General features: G+C 74.1%; 17 protein-coding genes. 9 read left to right on the plus strand and 8 right to left on the minus strand.

Going from position 1 to position 16060, the window contains the following annotated elements; genetic code table 11:
- Window positions 1-18 precede the first annotated feature (18 nt).
- Together ACZ51D_RS32175 and ACZ51D_RS32180 are read left to right on the plus strand one after the other, a co-directional pair.
- The gene (locus tag ACZ51D_RS32175; RefSeq protein ID WP_465623333.1) at window positions 19-1671 is read left to right on the plus strand and encodes a carboxyl transferase domain-containing protein; all 1653 of its coding nucleotides are present in this window, start codon (window positions 19-21) and stop codon (window positions 1669-1671) included.
- 504 nt (window positions 1672-2175) lie between these two features.
- On the plus strand, window positions 2176-2550 hold the full coding sequence (locus ACZ51D_RS32180; RefSeq protein ID WP_465664264.1) for an aggregation-promoting factor C-terminal-like domain-containing protein: 375 nt from the start codon (window positions 2176-2178) through the stop codon (window positions 2548-2550).
- 225 nt (window positions 2551-2775) lie between these two features.
- On the opposite strand, the gene ACZ51D_RS32185 is transcribed toward ACZ51D_RS32180, so the two are convergent.
- Window positions 2776-3234 carry an HD domain-containing protein gene (locus tag ACZ51D_RS32185; RefSeq protein ID WP_465623402.1) on the minus strand — a complete coding sequence of 153 codons (459 nt, stop codon included), beginning with the start codon at window positions 3232-3234 and terminating at the stop codon, window positions 2776-2778.
- Window positions 3235-3403: 169 nt separating this feature from the next.
- Between ACZ51D_RS32185 and ACZ51D_RS32190 the strand changes: the two genes are divergently transcribed.
- Window positions 3404-4330, plus strand: coding sequence for an AEC family transporter (locus ACZ51D_RS32190; protein WP_360503190.1), 927 nt, complete (start codon window positions 3404-3406; stop codon window positions 4328-4330).
- 38 nt (window positions 4331-4368) lie between these two features.
- Here ACZ51D_RS32190 and ACZ51D_RS32195 read toward each other — a convergent pair whose 3' ends face one another.
- Window positions 4369-4812 carry a MarR family winged helix-turn-helix transcriptional regulator gene (locus ACZ51D_RS32195; RefSeq protein WP_465623401.1) on the minus strand — a complete coding sequence of 148 codons (444 nt, stop codon included), beginning with the start codon at window positions 4810-4812 and terminating at the stop codon, window positions 4369-4371.
- Between the two features lie 209 nt (window positions 4813-5021).
- Here ACZ51D_RS32195 and ACZ51D_RS32200 point away from each other — a divergent pair, with 209 nt between their 5' ends.
- A complete protein-coding gene (locus ACZ51D_RS32200) occupies window positions 5022-5888 on the plus strand; it encodes an alpha/beta fold hydrolase (RefSeq protein ID WP_465664265.1) in 867 nt (288 codons plus the stop codon).
- A gap of 109 nt (window positions 5889-5997) precedes the next feature.
- On the opposite strand, the gene ACZ51D_RS32205 is transcribed toward ACZ51D_RS32200, so the two are convergent.
- Together ACZ51D_RS32205 and ACZ51D_RS32210 are read right to left on the minus strand one after the other, a co-directional pair.
- Window positions 5998-6582 (minus strand): barstar family protein, encoded by a 585-nt coding sequence (locus tag ACZ51D_RS32205; RefSeq protein ID WP_465664266.1) that lies wholly within the window; start codon window positions 6580-6582, stop codon window positions 5998-6000.
- A 197-nt stretch (window positions 6583-6779) separates the two neighbouring features.
- A complete protein-coding gene (locus ACZ51D_RS32210; protein WP_465664267.1) occupies window positions 6780-7043 on the minus strand; it encodes a DUF1707 SHOCT-like domain-containing protein in 264 nt (87 codons plus the stop codon).
- Window positions 7044-7152: 109 nt separating this feature from the next.
- Here ACZ51D_RS32210 and ACZ51D_RS32215 point away from each other — a divergent pair, with 109 nt between their 5' ends.
- Window positions 7153-7554 (plus strand): hypothetical protein, encoded by a 402-nt coding sequence (locus tag ACZ51D_RS32215; RefSeq protein ID WP_465664268.1) that lies wholly within the window; start codon window positions 7153-7155, stop codon window positions 7552-7554.
- Between the two features lie 163 nt (window positions 7555-7717).
- Here ACZ51D_RS32215 and ACZ51D_RS32220 read toward each other — a convergent pair whose 3' ends face one another.
- The gene (locus tag ACZ51D_RS32220) at window positions 7718-7981 is read right to left on the minus strand and encodes a dsRBD fold-containing protein (RefSeq protein ID WP_350524766.1); all 264 of its coding nucleotides are present in this window, start codon (window positions 7979-7981) and stop codon (window positions 7718-7720) included.
- A 374-nt stretch (window positions 7982-8355) separates the two neighbouring features.
- On the opposite strand from ACZ51D_RS32220, the gene ACZ51D_RS32225 reads away from it, so the two are divergent.
- Both ACZ51D_RS32225 and ACZ51D_RS32230 read left to right on the plus strand, forming a co-directional pair.
- Complete coding sequence (locus ACZ51D_RS32225) at window positions 8356-9354, plus strand: DMT family transporter (RefSeq protein ID WP_465623321.1); 999 nt, start codon at window positions 8356-8358, stop codon at window positions 9352-9354.
- 8 nt (window positions 9355-9362) lie between these two features.
- Window positions 9363-10025: a DUF6629 family protein gene (locus tag ACZ51D_RS32230; protein WP_465623319.1), complete on the plus strand. Its 663-nt coding sequence runs from the start codon at window positions 9363-9365 to the stop codon at window positions 10023-10025.
- Window positions 10026-10049: 24 nt separating this feature from the next.
- Here ACZ51D_RS32230 and ACZ51D_RS32235 read toward each other — a convergent pair whose 3' ends face one another.
- A complete protein-coding gene (locus tag ACZ51D_RS32235) occupies window positions 10050-11495 on the minus strand; it encodes an MFS transporter (RefSeq protein WP_465623318.1) in 1446 nt (481 codons plus the stop codon).
- On the minus strand, window positions 11492-12106 hold the full coding sequence (locus ACZ51D_RS32240) for a helix-turn-helix domain-containing protein (protein WP_465623316.1): 615 nt from the start codon (window positions 12104-12106) through the stop codon (window positions 11492-11494). Before ACZ51D_RS32240 ends, ACZ51D_RS32235 begins: the two co-directional genes overlap by 4 nt.
- A gap of 331 nt (window positions 12107-12437) precedes the next feature.
- On the opposite strand from ACZ51D_RS32240, the gene ACZ51D_RS32245 reads away from it, so the two are divergent.
- Both ACZ51D_RS32245 and polX read left to right on the plus strand, forming a co-directional pair.
- Window positions 12438-13199, plus strand: a complete 762-nt coding sequence (locus ACZ51D_RS32245) for a histidine kinase (protein ID WP_465664269.1) — start codon at window positions 12438-12440, stop codon at window positions 13197-13199.
- A gap of 112 nt (window positions 13200-13311) precedes the next feature.
- Window positions 13312-15039, plus strand: a complete 1728-nt coding sequence (gene polX / locus ACZ51D_RS32250; protein WP_465623312.1) for a DNA polymerase/3'-5' exonuclease PolX — start codon at window positions 13312-13314, stop codon at window positions 15037-15039.
- A gap of 139 nt (window positions 15040-15178) precedes the next feature.
- Here the strand turns inward: polX and ACZ51D_RS32255 are convergent, their stop codons facing one another.
- Window positions 15179-16057 (minus strand): carbohydrate kinase family protein, encoded by an 879-nt coding sequence (locus ACZ51D_RS32255; RefSeq protein WP_465623311.1) that lies wholly within the window; start codon window positions 16055-16057, stop codon window positions 15179-15181.
- Between the last annotated feature and the right edge of the window lie 3 nt (window positions 16058-16060).

Below are 16060 nucleotides of genomic sequence, written 5' to 3' on the forward strand. Positions count from 1 at the left end.
CTCTGACGGGGTGGGGCCATGGCAGCGAACGAGGACAACGCGCGGACCACGCCTCCGGGGCTGACGAATACGCCGACACAGCAGACCGCACCGCCCCCGCTCACAGCGCTCACCGCACTCACCGCCCATCAGCTGATCGGCCTGCTGGTCGACCCCGGCAGCTTCCGCAGCTGGGACGAGCCGCCGCTCGGCCCGTCCGCCGACCCCGACTACCGCGCCTCGCTCGACCGGGCCCGCGAGCGCACCGGCCTGGACGAGGCCGTCCTCACCGGCCTCGGCCTGATCGACGGGCGGCCGGTCGCGCTGGTCGCCTCCGAGTTCGGCTTCCTCGGCGGCTCGATCGGCGTCGCGACCGCCGAACGGATCACCCGGGCCGTCGAGCGCGCCACCGCCGAGCGGCTGCCCCTGCTCGCCCTGCCGGTCTCCGGCGGCACCCGGATGCAGGAGGGCTCGGCGGCCTTCCTCTGCATGCTGCGGATCACCGCCGCCGTCCAGGCCCACCGCGCGGCCGGCCTCCCCTACCTCACCTACCTGCGCAACCCCACCATGGGCGGGGTCTTCGCCTCCTGGGGCACGCTCGGCCAGCTGGTGCTCGCCGAGCCAGGCGCCCGGCTCGGCTTCCTCGGCCCGCGCGTGTACGAGGAGCTGCGCGGCGTGGAGCTGCCGCCGGACGTCCAGCGGGCCGAGACACTGGCCGAACAGGGGCTGGTGGACGCCGTCGTTCCGCCGCAGGAGCTGCGCGAGCTGGTCCGCCGCACCCTCGCCGTCCTCGCCACCACGCCGCCGACCCTTCCCATGGACACCCCTCTTACCGGCAACGCGGGTGCCCTTCCGCTTACCGGGAACGCAGGCGACACCCCTCCTACCGGGAACGCGGGCGCCGCCGCGACCCCCGAGCGCCCCGACGCCTGGGACTCCGTCCGCCGCACCCGCCGCCCCGGCCGCCCGGGCACCCGCGAGCTGCTGCGGCACACCACCGAGGAGCTGGTACTGCTGGACGCCCCCGGAGGTCGCAGCGGTGCGCTGGTCCGCGCGCTCGCCGTCCTCGGCGGGCGGCCCGTCCTGGTGGTCGGCCAGCAGCGACAGACCCCGGAGCACGAGCGCCCCTTCACGGCTGCCGACCTGCGGTCCGTCCGTCGCACCGCGCGCCTGGCCGAGCAGCTCGGGCTGCCGCTGGTCACCGTGGTGGACACGGCGGGCGCCGAGCTGTCGGCCGAGGCCGAGCGGGACGGCATCGCCGTGGAGATCGCGCACTGCCTGACCACGCTGCTCGCGCTGCGCACCCCCGTCCTCGCGGTGCTGCTCGGCCAGGGCTCGGGCGGCGGCGCGCTCGCGCTGCTCCCGGCCGACCGGGTGCTCGCCGCGAGCCACGCCTGGCTGGCGCCGCTGCCGCCGGAGGGCGCTTCGGCGATCGTCCACCGCGACGGCGGGCACGCCGCCGAGCTGGCCCGGGCGCAGGGCATCGGGGCGCAGCACCTGGCGGAGGTCGGGCTGGTGGACCAGGTGGTCCCGGAGCTGCCGGACGCCGCCGACGAACCGGAGGCCTTCTGCATCCGGCTCGGCCGGGCGGTCGGCGCGGCGCTCGGCGCCCTCGCGGCGACCCCCGAGGCGGACCGGCTCGCGGCCCGGGCGGTACGGCACCGGCGGCTGGGCGACCTGCGCGGTCAGTAACCGTCGGCCGTCAGCCAGCCGTGCGTTTCAGGGTGTGGCGCCGGTCTCAGCAGCCGATTGATCGTCTGTACCCAAAGTGCTTCCCCCGAACCGGCGGGTGACGGCGGCGCAGGCCCGAACGGTGAGTGCGCTCACACGGAATCGATGGCCACGACGGACCGTAGTAGACACTGCCGGACCATCCGCCCCCGCCCTATGTCCCCCACGTTCACGCACGTCAGAGCCGGTCCGCGCACCCGGCGCGACCGGCCCTTCGAATCCACGGCCGCCGCTTCCGTACGACCGTCGGTCGTAATGAGGGGGTCTTGGCGGCGGCCGATCCGGTCTGGCAACAATGGCTCTCGTCGCCAGCCACACCGGCTCCTGTCCCGCCGGTGAACGGCTTACTGCCGAGTCACGCCCCGCGACTACATCGGCCCCTGTCCGGCCTGTGGTCCTGGACGGGGTGTGACCCGGCCCAACCTGATTGAGGTTTTGTTCTTCATGCCCGCTTTCAAGCTCCGTATGCGTACTTCGGCCGCGATTCTTGCCGGCGCCGCTGGTCTGACCGCCCTGGGTGCCGGTGTCCTGCCCGCCACCGCTAACGCCGCCACCGCCTCCCCGCAGGCGATCGCCGCCCAGATCGTCCCGGCGAACCAGCTGGCCTCGTTCAGCCAGATCATCTCCCACGAGTCCAGCTGGAACGTGACCGCGACCAACGCGAGCTCGGGTGCGTACGGTCTGGCCCAGGCGCTGCCGGGCTCCAAGATGGCCTCGGCCGGTGCGGACTGGAAGACCAACCCGAGGACCCAGATCAAGTGGGCGCTGGACTACATGAACTCCCGCTACGGCAGCCCGAACGCCGCCTGGGCCTTCTGGCAGAACCACCACTGGTACTAAGCCGGCCCCGTCGGCCCACCGATTCCCTCCCGTCCCCTGACCACTCCCCTCACCCCGGGGGTCGGACAGGGACCACCGGGGTGCCCGAGAGGGCCCGGACCCGCGCGATCCGCGTGGCCCGGGCCCTCTCGTGGTTTTTCCGCTTTCCCGACCTGCTCGGGATCCCTCCGGCGTGCCCTACAGCACGCCCGGCAGCCCGCCGTACAGCACGCCCGGCAGCCCGCCCTACAGCTCGCCGGTCAGCCCCAGCAGCTCGCGCATCCGCGCGTACTTGGCGGCCAGCCGCTCGGCGGTCGCCCGGTCCAGCGCGGCCAGCCGGGCCGGGTCGGAGTTGTGGGCCAGGTCGGCGCGCTTGACCAGCAGCGCACCGGGCGTGGCCAGGATGCGCGCGGTGTAGTCCTCCAGCGGCTCCTCCGGGCGCTTGGTGAGCGCGTCCACGATCGCCTTGGTCTCCTCGGGCAGCGCGGCCGCCGCCAGCCACTCCCAGCTCAACCGGTCGTCCTCGACGGTGTCGTGCAGCCAGCCCGCCGCGATCTGCGCCTCGCTGCCGCCGCGTGCGGCCGTCCCGCGCGCGACCGCCGCGATGTGCTCGCCGTACGGGTGCCCGTTCTTGTCCACCTGCCCCTGGTGGGCACCGCGCGCGATCGTCTCCACCTCGGACAGGCTCAGGTATTCGTCGTCCATCGGCTCCTCCATCGGCTCATCGTAGGCCCGTGATCGACGTGGCGCGGGTCACTGGTTTACTGCCGCGGGGGGTTCACGGCTTCGAGGGTCCACCGGCCCGGTGTTGACGCCCCCCGGCGGGCGATCCCCGCCGCACCCGGCAGACACGCCCGAGCGATCCGAGGAACCCATGCCATCCCTGCATCCGCTGCTCTCCGGCTTCGCCCCGATCTGGGCGCTCACCGGAGTCGGTTACGTCGTCGGCCGCACCAAGCTGCTCGGGCCGCACGCCGAGGCGGTGCTCAACCGGTTCGTCTTCCACGTGGCGATGCCGGCCGCGCTCTTCCTGATGATCGCCCGCACCCCGCTGGGGCGCTTCGCCAACCCGTCGATGCTCGCCTTCGCCGCCGGCACCGCCGTCGCGACCGGCCTCGGGCTGCTCGCCGGGCGCCTGCTGTTCCGCCGCAAGTCCGGCGAACTGGCCATCGGCGCGATGGCCTCGGGGTACGTCAACTCCGCCAACCTGGGCATCCCGGTGACCATGCAGGTCCTCGGCGACGCCTCCTTCGTGGCCCCCGTGGTGCTGTTCCAGATCCTGCTGGTCACTCCGGCCGTCCTCGCCGTGCTCGACGGCGGCGCGGCCGGCCGCCGGGCCCTGCGCACCCTGCCGGTGCGCAACCCGATCCTGCTCGCCACCGCACTCGGCGCCGTCGCCTCGGCGACCGGGGTGCACCTGCCCGCCGAGCTGAATCGTTCCTGCGAACTGCTCGGCGGCGCCGGCGTGCCGACCGCCCTGATCGCCCTCGGCATATCGCTGCACAACCGCCCCCCGGCGGACGGCCGTTCGCGCCGCACCGAGGTCGGGCTGACGGTCGCCGTCAAGACCCTGGTCCAGCCGCTCGTCGCGCTCGCCGTGGCCGGCCCGCTCCTCCACCTGCCCGCCCACCAACTCCTCACCGTCGTCCTGTTCTCCGCGCTGCCGACCGCACAGAACGTGTACACCTACGCCCGCGAGTACGGGCAGAACACAGAGCTCGCCCGGGACGTGGTGCTCTGGTCGACGCTGGCGTCGATGGCGACGCTGTCGGTGATCAGCTGGACCCTCGGACCGGCGTAGCCCCTCGTCTACCTACCCCGGCGCGCCCTGCCCGGCCGTCATTCCGACGCGCCCTGCCTGGCCGTGGCCACCACCTCGGTCATGGCCTCCAGGAAGCGCCGGGCCGTGGCCAGCTCCCCCGGGTCGAACCGCCCCATCGCCGCGAGCAGATCGCCGATCAACCCGCCGAAGAAGCCCTGACCCAGCTCCATCGCCCGCTCCTCCACCAGCAGCCGCACCCTGCGCCGGTCCTGCGGGTCACGCTCGCGGCGGATCAGCCCGAGCCGCTCCAGCCGGTCCACCAGGCCGGTCGTGCCGGCCGAGTTCAGCTGCAGCGCCGCACCGAGCCGGCCCGGGGTGACCACCTCCCCGGCCCGGGCGGCGTCCAGCAGATGGATCAGCGCCCGCAGATCGGTCGGATGCAGGCCGTTGCGGGACGCGAACTCGGCCCCGAACAGATCGAGTTCGACCGTCAGACCGCGCAGCAGGTGAACCAGCCGCATCGGCTCCTCAACCTCGGGCACCCTGCCGTCCTTCCCTGGGCACACCTGTGCCATTATTCTCTCGTCCAGCGAGATAGTTGCTGAGCAAGTTACTTGCCGAGCGATTTGCTTGGCGAGCGACTTGCTTGGCGAACAAAGTACCAGCCAGGCAAGATACTCGCTGGGCGAGTGGTTCGCACGCCATCCCACCACACCCGCGGAGGCCCGCCATGTCCGCCCGCACCGCCCCCTTCCTCGCTGCCTACGACGCCCTGCTCGCCCGCTGGCCCGTTCCGGTCGAGGCCCTCACCGTCCGCACCGCCCACGGCGCCACCCGGATCAACGCCTGCGGCCCCCGCGACGGACGCCCCCTCGTCCTCCTCCACGGCGGCGGCGCCACCTCCACCATGTGGTTCGCCAACGCCGCCGCCTGGGCCGAAGCCGGACACCGCGTCCTCGCCGTCGACCTCATCGGCGACCCCGGGCGCAGCGTCCACGACGGCGCCGCACTCGACGGCATCCCCGGACTGCTCGGCTGGCTGGACGCCGTCCTCGACGAACTGGGAGTCCCCGAGGCCGACTTCTGCGGCCACTCGTACGGCGGCTGGATCGCCCTCGAGTACGCCCTGCACGCCCCCGCCCGGGTCGGCCGGCTCGCCCTGCTCGACCCCACCCAGTGCTTCGCCGGCTACCGCCCCCGCTACCTGCTGCGCGTGGTGCCCCTCTTCCTCCCCGGCCGCACCCCCGCTCGCGCCCACGCCTACCTCGACTGGGAAACCGGCGGCGGCCCCCACCTCGACCCCGCCTGGCGCGACCTCTACGCCCTCGGCTACGCCGACTTCCCCGCCTCCCGGGTCGTCACCGGCCCCCGGCCCACCCCCGCCCGCCTCCGCACCCTCAGCCCGCCCGTCCTCACCCTCTTCGCCGCCCGGAGCCGCACCCACAACCCCACCCAGGTCGCCGAGGCCGCCCGCCGCACCCTCCCGACCGCAGAGGTCGCCGTCCTCCCGGACGCCACCCACCACAACCTCCCGATGGCGGCCGCCCCCGAGGTCAACCGGCGCCTCATCGACTTCCTGTCCGCCGCCCGGACCTGAGCGTCAGCGCCCGCAGGGATCTCGAGGGAAGTTCGGGGGCGCCGAAGGACTGGCGCGAGGGTGCCGTCGGTCGCAAGGATGCCGTCGGGCGCAAGGATGCCGTCAGCGCCTACAGCAGCAGCGAGTTGAACGACGTGCCCGGCCGATCCAACCGGTGCCCCTGGTGTCGACCGGCGGCATCGAGGGTCCTGAGGAACGTCTCGCGGTCCTCGGGGCACTCCTGCAGCATGAGCGCCGACCGCTCGATGACCAGCAGGTAGTGGTCGGCGGGCACCCATGTCATGTCGCGCAGGCAGTCGGCGAGCGCGTTCCGGTTCCATTCGAAGTAGACCGGGAGCCGAAGGCGGGCACTCAGCTGTTCGAAGAGCCTTTGCTCGTCGCTCATCCCGGCGCCGTCCAGCCGGGCCACAAAGCTGGTGCCCGACGGCGGCAGGAGGAACGCGGCCCCCTGCGCGTCCTGCGTCAGGTGGTGGACCCAGGGGCCTCGCCGGTCCAGTAATGGCGCATGTCCGTCCGATGCCGGGTGTCGAGTTGGGCCACGAGGTGCACGGGCCGCCGCCGGTCCGGTGTCTCGCGGGTGGGGGTGGGGGTGGGGGTGGGGGTGCGGGTGCGGGTGCGGGTGCGGGTGCGGGTGCGGGTGCGGGTGCGGGTGCGGGTGCGGGTGCGGGTGGTGATCGTAGCGCTGCCGGATCACCGAGAGGACGCGGGCGGGCGGATCGCAGGTGAGTGCGGCTCATGTGATGGCGTCGGCGATGGTGTTCGCGATCCCGGTGCTCACGTTGGCGGGGACGCTCGGGATGGGGACGCCGCGCGGGACGCGCCTGTCGGCCTTGCGCAGGTGCCGCGTAGGGCCGGTGCCGGCCAGCCGCCGATGTCGGCCAAGGGCCGGTGTCAGCGCCAGGCGTGCCGGATCCGTCCGCCGACGGCGGCGATCACGGACGTCGGGCCCGGGTCCTCCTGCGGGAGCGCGGCCAGGAGCTGCGCCGGCTCGCCGCGCGTGCCGGCGGTGAGCACCCGGTGGAGTTGCTGGTCCATCTCCTCGTGCGTGATGTGCCCCTCGGCGTAAGCCTGCTGGAGACGCGTCACGGCCGACTCGCGTTCGTCTTCGGCGATCGGGCGCGGTGCCCGGGGCGGGTGCTTCGACGGAGGATTCACCGCCCCACTCCTCGGCCGCGTCCGGTGCCACAGAAATTGCCTGCATGGAACAATTACTCACCCTTGCCTGGCAGTACCGTGCCGGGCTGGTCCCAACGAGGAGCTGCCGATGGCGGCGGCGCACCTGCTCGTCGCCGGCCTGGACTCCCCGGCCCTGCGCGAACTCGCGGGGCTGTCGCGGAGTGACAGCAATGCCGAGCTGTTCCCGGTGGTGCTGGGCGAGTTCGGCACCGCTCTCCCTGACCAGGACATCACCGAGTGCTGTGTGCTGCACCATGTGGCGGACCGGCTGGTGGCCGGTGCGATGACGCCGTCGCAGGTGGCGGCCGAGGTCTGGCGGCGCCTCTTCGCGGGCTGGACCGAAGCCGAGCGCGACTTCGTGGACGCCGTCGGCTACGAGTACCACGTCGACCTCATCGCGGCCGAACGGCCCGAGGCCTTCCGAGCCTGGGAAAAGGCGCTCCGCTCGGCAGCGGAACGGCTCTGCCGCACCCCGTTCCCGACCTGGTAGGCAGACCCGGGACGCAGACCCGGGACGCAGACCCGGGACGCAGACCCGGGACGCTGGCCCGGGCGGGGCAGACCCGGGCGGCAGCGAACGGGCCCGGGCGGGGTTGCCGTGGCCGTCGCCTTGGCCGTACGACCGTGCCGCCCGGGACCGTGACGGGCCGCCGTCAGTAGATCAGGTACCCCGGGCGGTGCCCTTCGTCGTCGATCTCCCCGGTGGCCTGGGCCCGCAGCTTGCGGGACAGTTCCTCCAGGGCGCGGGAGGCCGCGACCTCCTCGCCGATCCTGGCGAGCGGACGGTCGTCGGCGCTCTTCACGGCCTCGCCGTGCGCGCTCAGGCCCGGCGCCCTCGCGCCCGTCAACCTGGCGTCGCACGCCGTGTGCACGCCGTCCTCGTCGAATGTCAGCTCCACGTCCCACTGGTTGTGCATGCCACACCTCCTGGCGCAGGCCCCCGTCGCGCCTGTCCTGACCGGCACGGACGGTGACCCGTGGCGGCCGCTCACACCAGCGTGCGCCTGCCCCGCCCGAGGCGGCAAGCGCGGACGACGGCACCGGGCGCGGCAGCCCGGCACCCCCCGTCGCGCCACCTCCCGCAGGCGGGTGCCCGGCCCAGCGCCCGGCGCCCGCTCGGTGCAGTGCCCGGCGCAACGCCCGGCGCAACGCTCGGCCCCGCGCCCCGCCGGTCGCGTCCGATCGGCCCGGCCGCCGCCCCGGCGGTACGCTGACGGAAGCGGGCCGCGACCGCCGACCCACCCCGGGCCCTTCGGCGCGGCGCGGGCAGCGACAACCTGGTGGTCCCTCCGTGGCGGTCTTCCTCCTCGCCCTCAGTGCGGCCTGCTGTCTGGGTCTGGGCTTCGTCCTCCAGCAGCACGCGGCGCAGCGGGCCCCCCGTGCCGATCTCCTGCACTGGCGGCTGCTGCTGGACCTGATGCGGATGCCCGAGTGGCTGCTCGGCACCGGCTTCATGGTCAGCGGGCTGATCCTCTCGGCGCTCGCGCTCAACCAGGGCGAGGTGTCCCTGGTCGAACCGCTGCTGGCCACCAACCTGCTGTTCGCCATGGCACTCGCCCGGGTGCTGACCCGTCAGACCCTGGGCCGCTCAGGCTGGGCGGGGGTGCTGCTGCTCGGTCTCGGAGTGACGGCCTTCATCGTGGCCGGGAAGCCGACCGGCGGTGGGGCGCCCGCCGGGGAGCTGCGGCACTGGCTGGTGGTCGGCACGGTGGTGGGGCTGGTCGTGCTACTGGTCTCGATGGCTCGGCGGATGCCGCTGTTCGAGGAGGCGACCCTGCTGGCGCTCGCCGCCGGTCTGCTCTACGGCCTCCAGGACGCACTCACCCGAACCACCACCCTGCGCCTCGACCACCAGGGACTGTCGGCCGTGCTGCGCAGCTGGCAGCCGTACGCGGTGGTGGTGGCGGGCGTGGTCGGACTGCTGCTGGTGCAGAGCGCCTTCGAGGCCGCGCCACTGCGGATGTCGCTGCCGGCGTTGACCGCCGCCCAGCCGCTGGCCGGGATCGCCTGCGCGGTCGGCTTCCTCGGCGACCGACTGCGGGTTACCCCGGCCGCGCTGGCCTGGCAATCGGCCGGGATGCTGGCCATCGTGATCGGGGTGATCGTGATCGGCCGCCACCCGGCGATGCCCGGCACCGCCCGGGACAACCTGGAGAGCATCGGGGCGGCGCCGGAGGACGAGTCCGTGGACGACACCGGGGACCGGCCCGAGGGCGGAACCGGGAACGGCACCGGCACCGGCAGCAGGCCCGAGGACGGACCCGACGGCGGCCCCGGGAAGTCCGGCTAGAGGCCCCGATGTGCTGGAGCGCGGAGGCGGACGCCGTGGCCGGTGGGGTGGTCGCGGCCGCCGGGGTGGCGTGTCTGGTCCGCGCGCACCGGGTCGGCCGGCCGCAGCGGTTACCGCTCGCCGCGCTCCCGCTGGTGCTGGGTCTGCACCAGCTGATCGAGGCCTTGGTCTGGCGCGGTACGGACGGTGAACTGCCCGTCGCCGTCGCCGGAGCGGCCCGCACCGCCTGGGCGGTGATCGCCCTGCCGCTGCTGCCCGTGCTGGTCCCGGCGGCCGTGTGGTGCGCGACCACCGGACCGCGCCGGCGCGTGCTCGCCGGGCTCACCCTGCTCGGCGTTGCCGTCGCCGTCCCGCTTGCCGCAGCTGTCGGCTCCCACCCGGTGACGGCCTCCGCGCACGGCCACACGCTCGGCTACGCCATCGGCATCCCGCATCCGGCCCTCCTCCTGACCGGATACCTCCTGGCCACGGTCGGTTCCTTCCTCGCGAGCGGCGACCACCTGCTCCGCCGCCTCGGCCTGGTCACCGGCGCGGGCGCCCTCGTCTGTGCCCTGCTCTGGCGCCTCGCCTTCATCTCCACCTGGTGTGCCCTCGCGGCCCTGGCCGCGCTCCTGCTGCTCCACTGGGCGGGCCACCCACCTGTCGCCGAGGCCCCCGAACCCATCCGCTGAGCGGTTCCGACGGGTGGACAGCTCCTACGAGTGCGCCGGAGCCGGCTGCCTCGTCGTGTCCGCCGCCGACTGCCCGTCGACGGCCTCGCTGCCCGAGCTGCCAAGGCTCTCGGAGCCGCCCGAGCTGCCGGAACTGCCCGAGCTCCCGGAGCCGCCCACGTGCCCCCGGAGGCGGTCCATCTCGCGCCACTCGGGCCGGAGGCCGGCCAGCGTCGTGGTGGCGAAGTAGAGGGCGCCGGCCGCGAGCAGGCTGGGTATCAGCCCGACGAGGGCGACCGACGCGCCCGCGACGAGGCCGCCGAGGGGAATGCCCGCCCAGGCGAGGGAGTCGCCGAGGGCGTGGACGCGGCCGAGGAGGTGGCGGGGCACCCGCTCGAAGAGCATTGCGCCGAGGATCGGGTTGAGGAAGCCGGAGCCGAAGCCGCCGATCGCGAAGACCGTGAGCACCACCCACATCGGCGCGCCGAGGGCGAGCACCACGAACCGGGGCGCACCGCACAGCAGGAAGCCGACGAAGAAGACCGTCCGGCGGGGCAGGCGCGAGGCGACGGCTGCCGCGATCAGGCTGCCGACGACCGCCGTGGCACCCATGACACCGGCGGTCAGCCCGATGGCGGCCGGGCCGTTGCCGGATTCCCGCGCCCAGACCGGGACGAGGACGGTCACGAAGCCGGCGTCGAGCAGATTGGTGATGCCGACCATCACGATCACGGCGAGCAGCAGCGGCTCGGACCGCAGGAAGGCGAATCCCTCGCGGAACATCCGCCAGTAGCCGCCGCCTTGCTCCCGCTCCTCCACCGACGCGGCGGCCGCGCCGGCCACCGCCGGAGCAACCGAAGCCGCCGGAGCGACCTGCGCCGCCGGGCGCCCCATGCCGCGCGGCAGCGCGAGGGCGATGACCAGCGACCCGAGCGCGAAGGTGGCCGCGTTGACCGCCAGCCCGGCCAGCGGGCCCATCAGTGCGACCAGCCCGCCGCCGACCGCCGGACCGATCGTGGAGGCCAGCCGCTCGGTGACGCCCGACAGCCCGGTGGCGCGTTCCATCGGCACCCGGGCGCGGTCGGCCGCCTCCGGGACCATGACCGACTTGGCCAGGTCCCCCGGGCCGCGCATTCCGCCGATCACCGCGACCATCACCAGCAGCACCCAGAACGGGAGCAGCCCCTGCGCGTGCAGCAGCGGCACCAGCCCGGCCGCGACGGCGCTCACCGCGTCCGTCGTCCAGGACACCACGCGCGGCCCGAGCCGGTCGACCACCGGCCCGGTCAGCGCCTTGACCAGCACATACGGCGCCATCTCGGCGAAGGCGACCAGGCCCGTCATGGTGGCGCTGCCGGTGGTGGCCAGGACGAACCAGGGCAGGGCGATGGCCGAGACGCGCGTGCCGGTCACGGAGACGACCGTGGCGGTCAGCACCCCGGCCAGCGGCCGGAAGCTGCGCACGGGCGGGTCGACGGCGGTGGTGGTCATGCGCTTCCCCCCTCGGTGGTGGTGCTCGGATCCGGCAGGACGTGGACGATCACGGAGACCTGCTCGGCGCCCTCCGGGGCCGGTCCGTCGGCGTCGATCGGGCGGTACCGCCCGATCACCTCGGACAGCTCGCCGGTCAGCTGCTCGGCCTCGGCGGGCGTGAGCCGCAGGATCAGGTCGCTGAGGTCCGTCACCCGGCGCCACTCGCGCGGCATGGTCTCGAAGGCGTCCAGCGTGCGCTGGCCGGTCAGGGTGTGTGCGGCCAGGACGGACCGCAGGAAGCCGACGGCCGTGTCGGGCTCCTCGTCCGCCATGTCGTCGCCCGTCCAGACGGTGAGCCGGTGGGCCGAACGCCACCAGCGCTCACGGGCGTTGCCGCGCTCCTGGTCCTCCTCGACGAAGCCCGCGGCGGCGAGCTGGCGCAGGTGGTAGCTGGTGGCCCCGGAGTTGAGCCCCAGCTGCGCGGCGAGCCTCGTCGCCGTGGACGGGCCGTGCTTGCGCAGCAGCCCGACCAGTTGCATGCGCACCGGGTGCGCCATCGCCCGCATGCCCTTGGCGGTGATGGCGATGTGCGGGTCGTCGCTGTGCTTCCAGCCGCGGTCTTCGCTCATGGCAGGAGCGTAGGACCGCAAAGAATGCTTTGCAAAGGGTTTTCTGCGAAGAGTTCTTTGCGGTTCCCGGCAGGCCTGGTCACCGGGCCGCGCCGGGCTGCCTCACCGGGGCCTCGCCGGGCTGCCCCAGCGGGCTGCCCCACCCGAGCCCCGCCAGTCGGCGGGTGCACGACCGGCCGCTCGGCGGGGGCGCGGGCCGGGTTCGCGTCCCGGGGCGGGATTGTCACCCGGGCGGGTGAGGCGCAGGCTGGCAGGAGGGCCCGGAAAGCGGCCCGTCCCGGTCGGCCGCGGAACCGATGACGGCTGCCGGTGAGGCACGAGGGGCAGGACGATGACACGCGGGAGGCTCTGGGGCTACGTCGCGTCGGGGGCCCGGGCGCTCGCGGCGTTCGGCGGCACGGGCGGCACCGGACGCAGGAGCGACACCGGACGCGCGGGCGGCGGCACGGTCGCCGTCAAGGCCGAGGAGGGCCTCGGGCCGTTCCAGTCCGGCACCATGGCCGCGCCCCGGGCGCTCACCCGCGCGGAGCTGGAGCGGCTGCGGTGGACCGGCCGCCAGGCCGGCTGCGAACCGATGGCCCGGCACGTCCAGGTGGCCGATGTGCTCCGCCGGGTGATGCGCGGCGGCGGCCGCTCGGCGGCCGTCACGGTCCGGGCGGCGCCCGGGCTGCCGGTGGTGGCCGGGGACGCCCGGCGGCTGGAGGCTGCCCTCGCCGGGCTGGTCGACCACGCGATCCGGCGCAGCCCGCTGGGCGGCCGGGTGCTCGTCCGCGCCGAGGTGTCGGGCGGCGGCCGCCGGGGCGACGCATGCGACGTACGGGACGTACGCGATGCACTCGACGTGCGCGGCATACGAAACGACCTGAGGAACGGCGCGCGGGGACGCGACCGGGTGGAGATCCGGATCTCGGACCGGGGCGCCTACGAGCTGCCCGAGGCACGCGAGTGGCTGCTCGCGGGAGTACGGCCCGCCGGCCCGGTGGGGCCCGCCCTGCACAGTCTGGTGCTCGCGGCGGGCGGCCGGCTCGCGGTCGAGTCCACCCCCGGCGGCGGACTGACCGTGGTCCTGCTGATGACCGTCGCGTACGACTGACGCGCACCCGGACGAACCCCGAACGGACCCGGAACGCACCCCGGACGAGCCCCGGACGCACCCTCCCCACGCCGATCCGGCGAACCCGCCCCGCCGAACCTAGACTTGCCCCATGCCCCGGCTCAACGACCAGGTCAGGGAGCTGCTCCAGGAGTACGCCGACCTGATCAACATCACCGGCGGGGACGCCTTCCGGGCCCGCGCCTACGAGAAGGCCGCCCGCGCGGTCGGCGGCCACCCCGAGGACCTCGCGGGCCTGGACGTCAAGGGTCTGCAGCAGATCCCCGGCGTCGGCAAGTCCACCGCCGAGAAGATCGCCGAGTACCTCGCCTCCGGCAGGATCCCCGCCCTGGAGACGCTGCGCGCCAAGATCCCGGCCGGCGTGCGGGAGATGATGGCCGTCCCCAGCGTCGGCCCGAAGCGCGCCCTGGCCCTGTTCCGCGACCTCGGCATCGCCTCGGTGGACGAACTCGCCGAGGCGGTCCGCGCCGACAAGCTGTCCGACCTGGCCGGCTTCGGCGAGCGCAGCGGCGAGAAGATCCTGCACGGCATCGAGCTGATGCGGCAGTCCGGCGGCCGGTCCCTGCTGGACAACGCCACCGAGCTGGCCGAGCAGTTGGTCGCCGCGCTCTCCGCCGTCCCCGGCTGCACGCGCTGCGCGTACGCGGGCTCGCTGCGCCGGATGCGCGAGACGGTGGGCGACATCGACGTGCTGGCGACCGCCGAGGACTCCGCCCCGCTGATGGCCGCGCTCACCGAACTCCCGTACGTGGCCGAGGTGATCGGGAGCGGGACGACCAAGACCTCGGTGCGCACCACCCAGGGCGTCCAGGTGGACCTGCGGGTCGTCCCGGAGGAGGACTGGGGCGCGGCGCTGGTCTACTTCACCGGCTCGAAGGCGCACAACATCAAGCTGCGCACGATGGCCGTGCGGGCCGGGCTGAAGCTCTCCGAGTACGGGCTGTTCGAGGTGGACGGCGGCGCCAAGGTGGTCTCGGAGACCGAGGAGGAGGTGTACGCCGCGCTCGGCCTGCCGTGGATCGCGCCCCAGCTGCGCGAGGACCGGGGCGAGATCGAGGCCGCCCTGAACGGTGAACTCCCGGACCTGGTCCAGGAGTCCGACCTGCGTGGCGACCTGCACACGCACACCGACCTGACCGACGGGCTGGCCACCCTGGAGGAGATGGTCGACACCGCCGCCGCGCGCGGCTACTCCTACTTCGCCGTCACCGACCACGCGCCGAACCTGGTCATGCAGCGGATGACCGACGAGAAGATCCTCGCCCAGCGCGAGCAGTTGCGCCGACTCGCCGACCGGCACAAGAAGATGCGGCTGCTCCACGGCACCGAACTGAACATCGACCCGGACGGCGGCGTGGACTGGCCACCCGAGTTCCTGGCCGGCTTCGACGTCTGCGTGGCCTCCGTGCACTCGCACTTCGCCCTCGACCGCGCCGCCCAGACCCGCCGCCTGGTCCGCGCCTGCGAGAACCCGTACGTGCACGTCATCGGCCACCTCAGCACCCGGCGGATCGGCAGTCGCGGCCCGATCGACGTCGACCTGGACGCCGTGTTCGAGGCCGCCGCTCGCACCGGCACCGCGATCGAGATCAACAGTTCCCCGCAGCGGCTCGACCTGCGCGACGAGGACATCCTGCGGGCCAGGCGGCACGGCGTCCGGTTCAGCATCGACAGCGACGCCCACGCCACCCCGCACCTCGCCTACCCGCGTTACGGCGTCGGCACGGCGCAGCGCGGCTGGCTCACCGCCGAGGACGTCGTCAACACCTGGACGTGGCAACGGCTGAAGCGCTTCCTCCACAAGGACGCCCTGCGCTGACCCCGCCGTCACCCGACCGGGCGGCCTCGGCGCGCCGAGGCCGGGGCCGCCGGTCAGCACGGCAGGGCGTCAGCAACACCAGGGCGTCATTGACATCAGGGCGTCAGCAACGTCAGAACGTCAGCACGTCCCCGCCAGGTCACCCCTCGCCGCAGGAGGCCCCCGGCGAGGCCAGCACCCGGGCAGCGCTGCGGTGCCCGAGCCCGGCCGCCAGCCGCAGGTCCCCGGTGTCCAGGAATCCGGCCAGGAACCCCGCCGCGAAGGCGTCCCCGGCCCCGGTGAGGTCGCGCACCTCCGCCACCGGGGGTACCGGCACCGTGAACAGCCCCTCGCCGGGCACGTCGACGGTGGTGGCCTCGGCGCCCGACTTGGTGACCACCGTGGTGGCCGCCAGTCGGGCGCGCTCCGGCCCGGGCAGGCCGTCGACCAGCAGGCCGAGGAAGGCGGACTCGGAGCGGTTGGCGAACACGAAGGTGGGTGCCAACTCCGCTAGCAGGTCGAGGAATCGCTCCCGCCCGAACTGCTCCAGCATGCCGGTCGAGGAGGCGTCGACCGAGGTGGTGCCGCCCGCCTGCCGGACCCGGGCGAGGGCGTCCACCGCGGTGCTGCCGACCGGCTCGCCGTCGAAGGAGTAGGCCGGCACGTGCAGGTGGGTCAGGCCCGCCAGCCAGTCGTCCGGGACGCGCTCCAGCAGCGTGGCGGCGCCCCGGTCGGGCAGCATGGTCCGCTCGCCGTCCGGGTCGATCAGCACCACGATGCTCCCGGTCCGGCCCTGCCGGGAGACCCGGACGTCGACGCCGTGGCCGTTCAGTTCGGCGACCACGCCGTCCCCGACCGGGTCCGCACCGACGCAGCCGAGGAAGCGGGCCGGGTACTGCCCGGCGGCGAAGCGGGCGACGTTGGCCGCGCTGCCGCCGCGCCGCCGGAAGACCCGGGCCCCGGAGTCGGTGCCGTGCCGCAGCGGGCCGTCGACCCAGACCACGATGTCCTCGACGAGGTCGCCGAGCACCCCCAGCACGGC

It is taken from the genome of Kitasatospora sp. NPDC033851 (genome assembly GCF_055576085.1).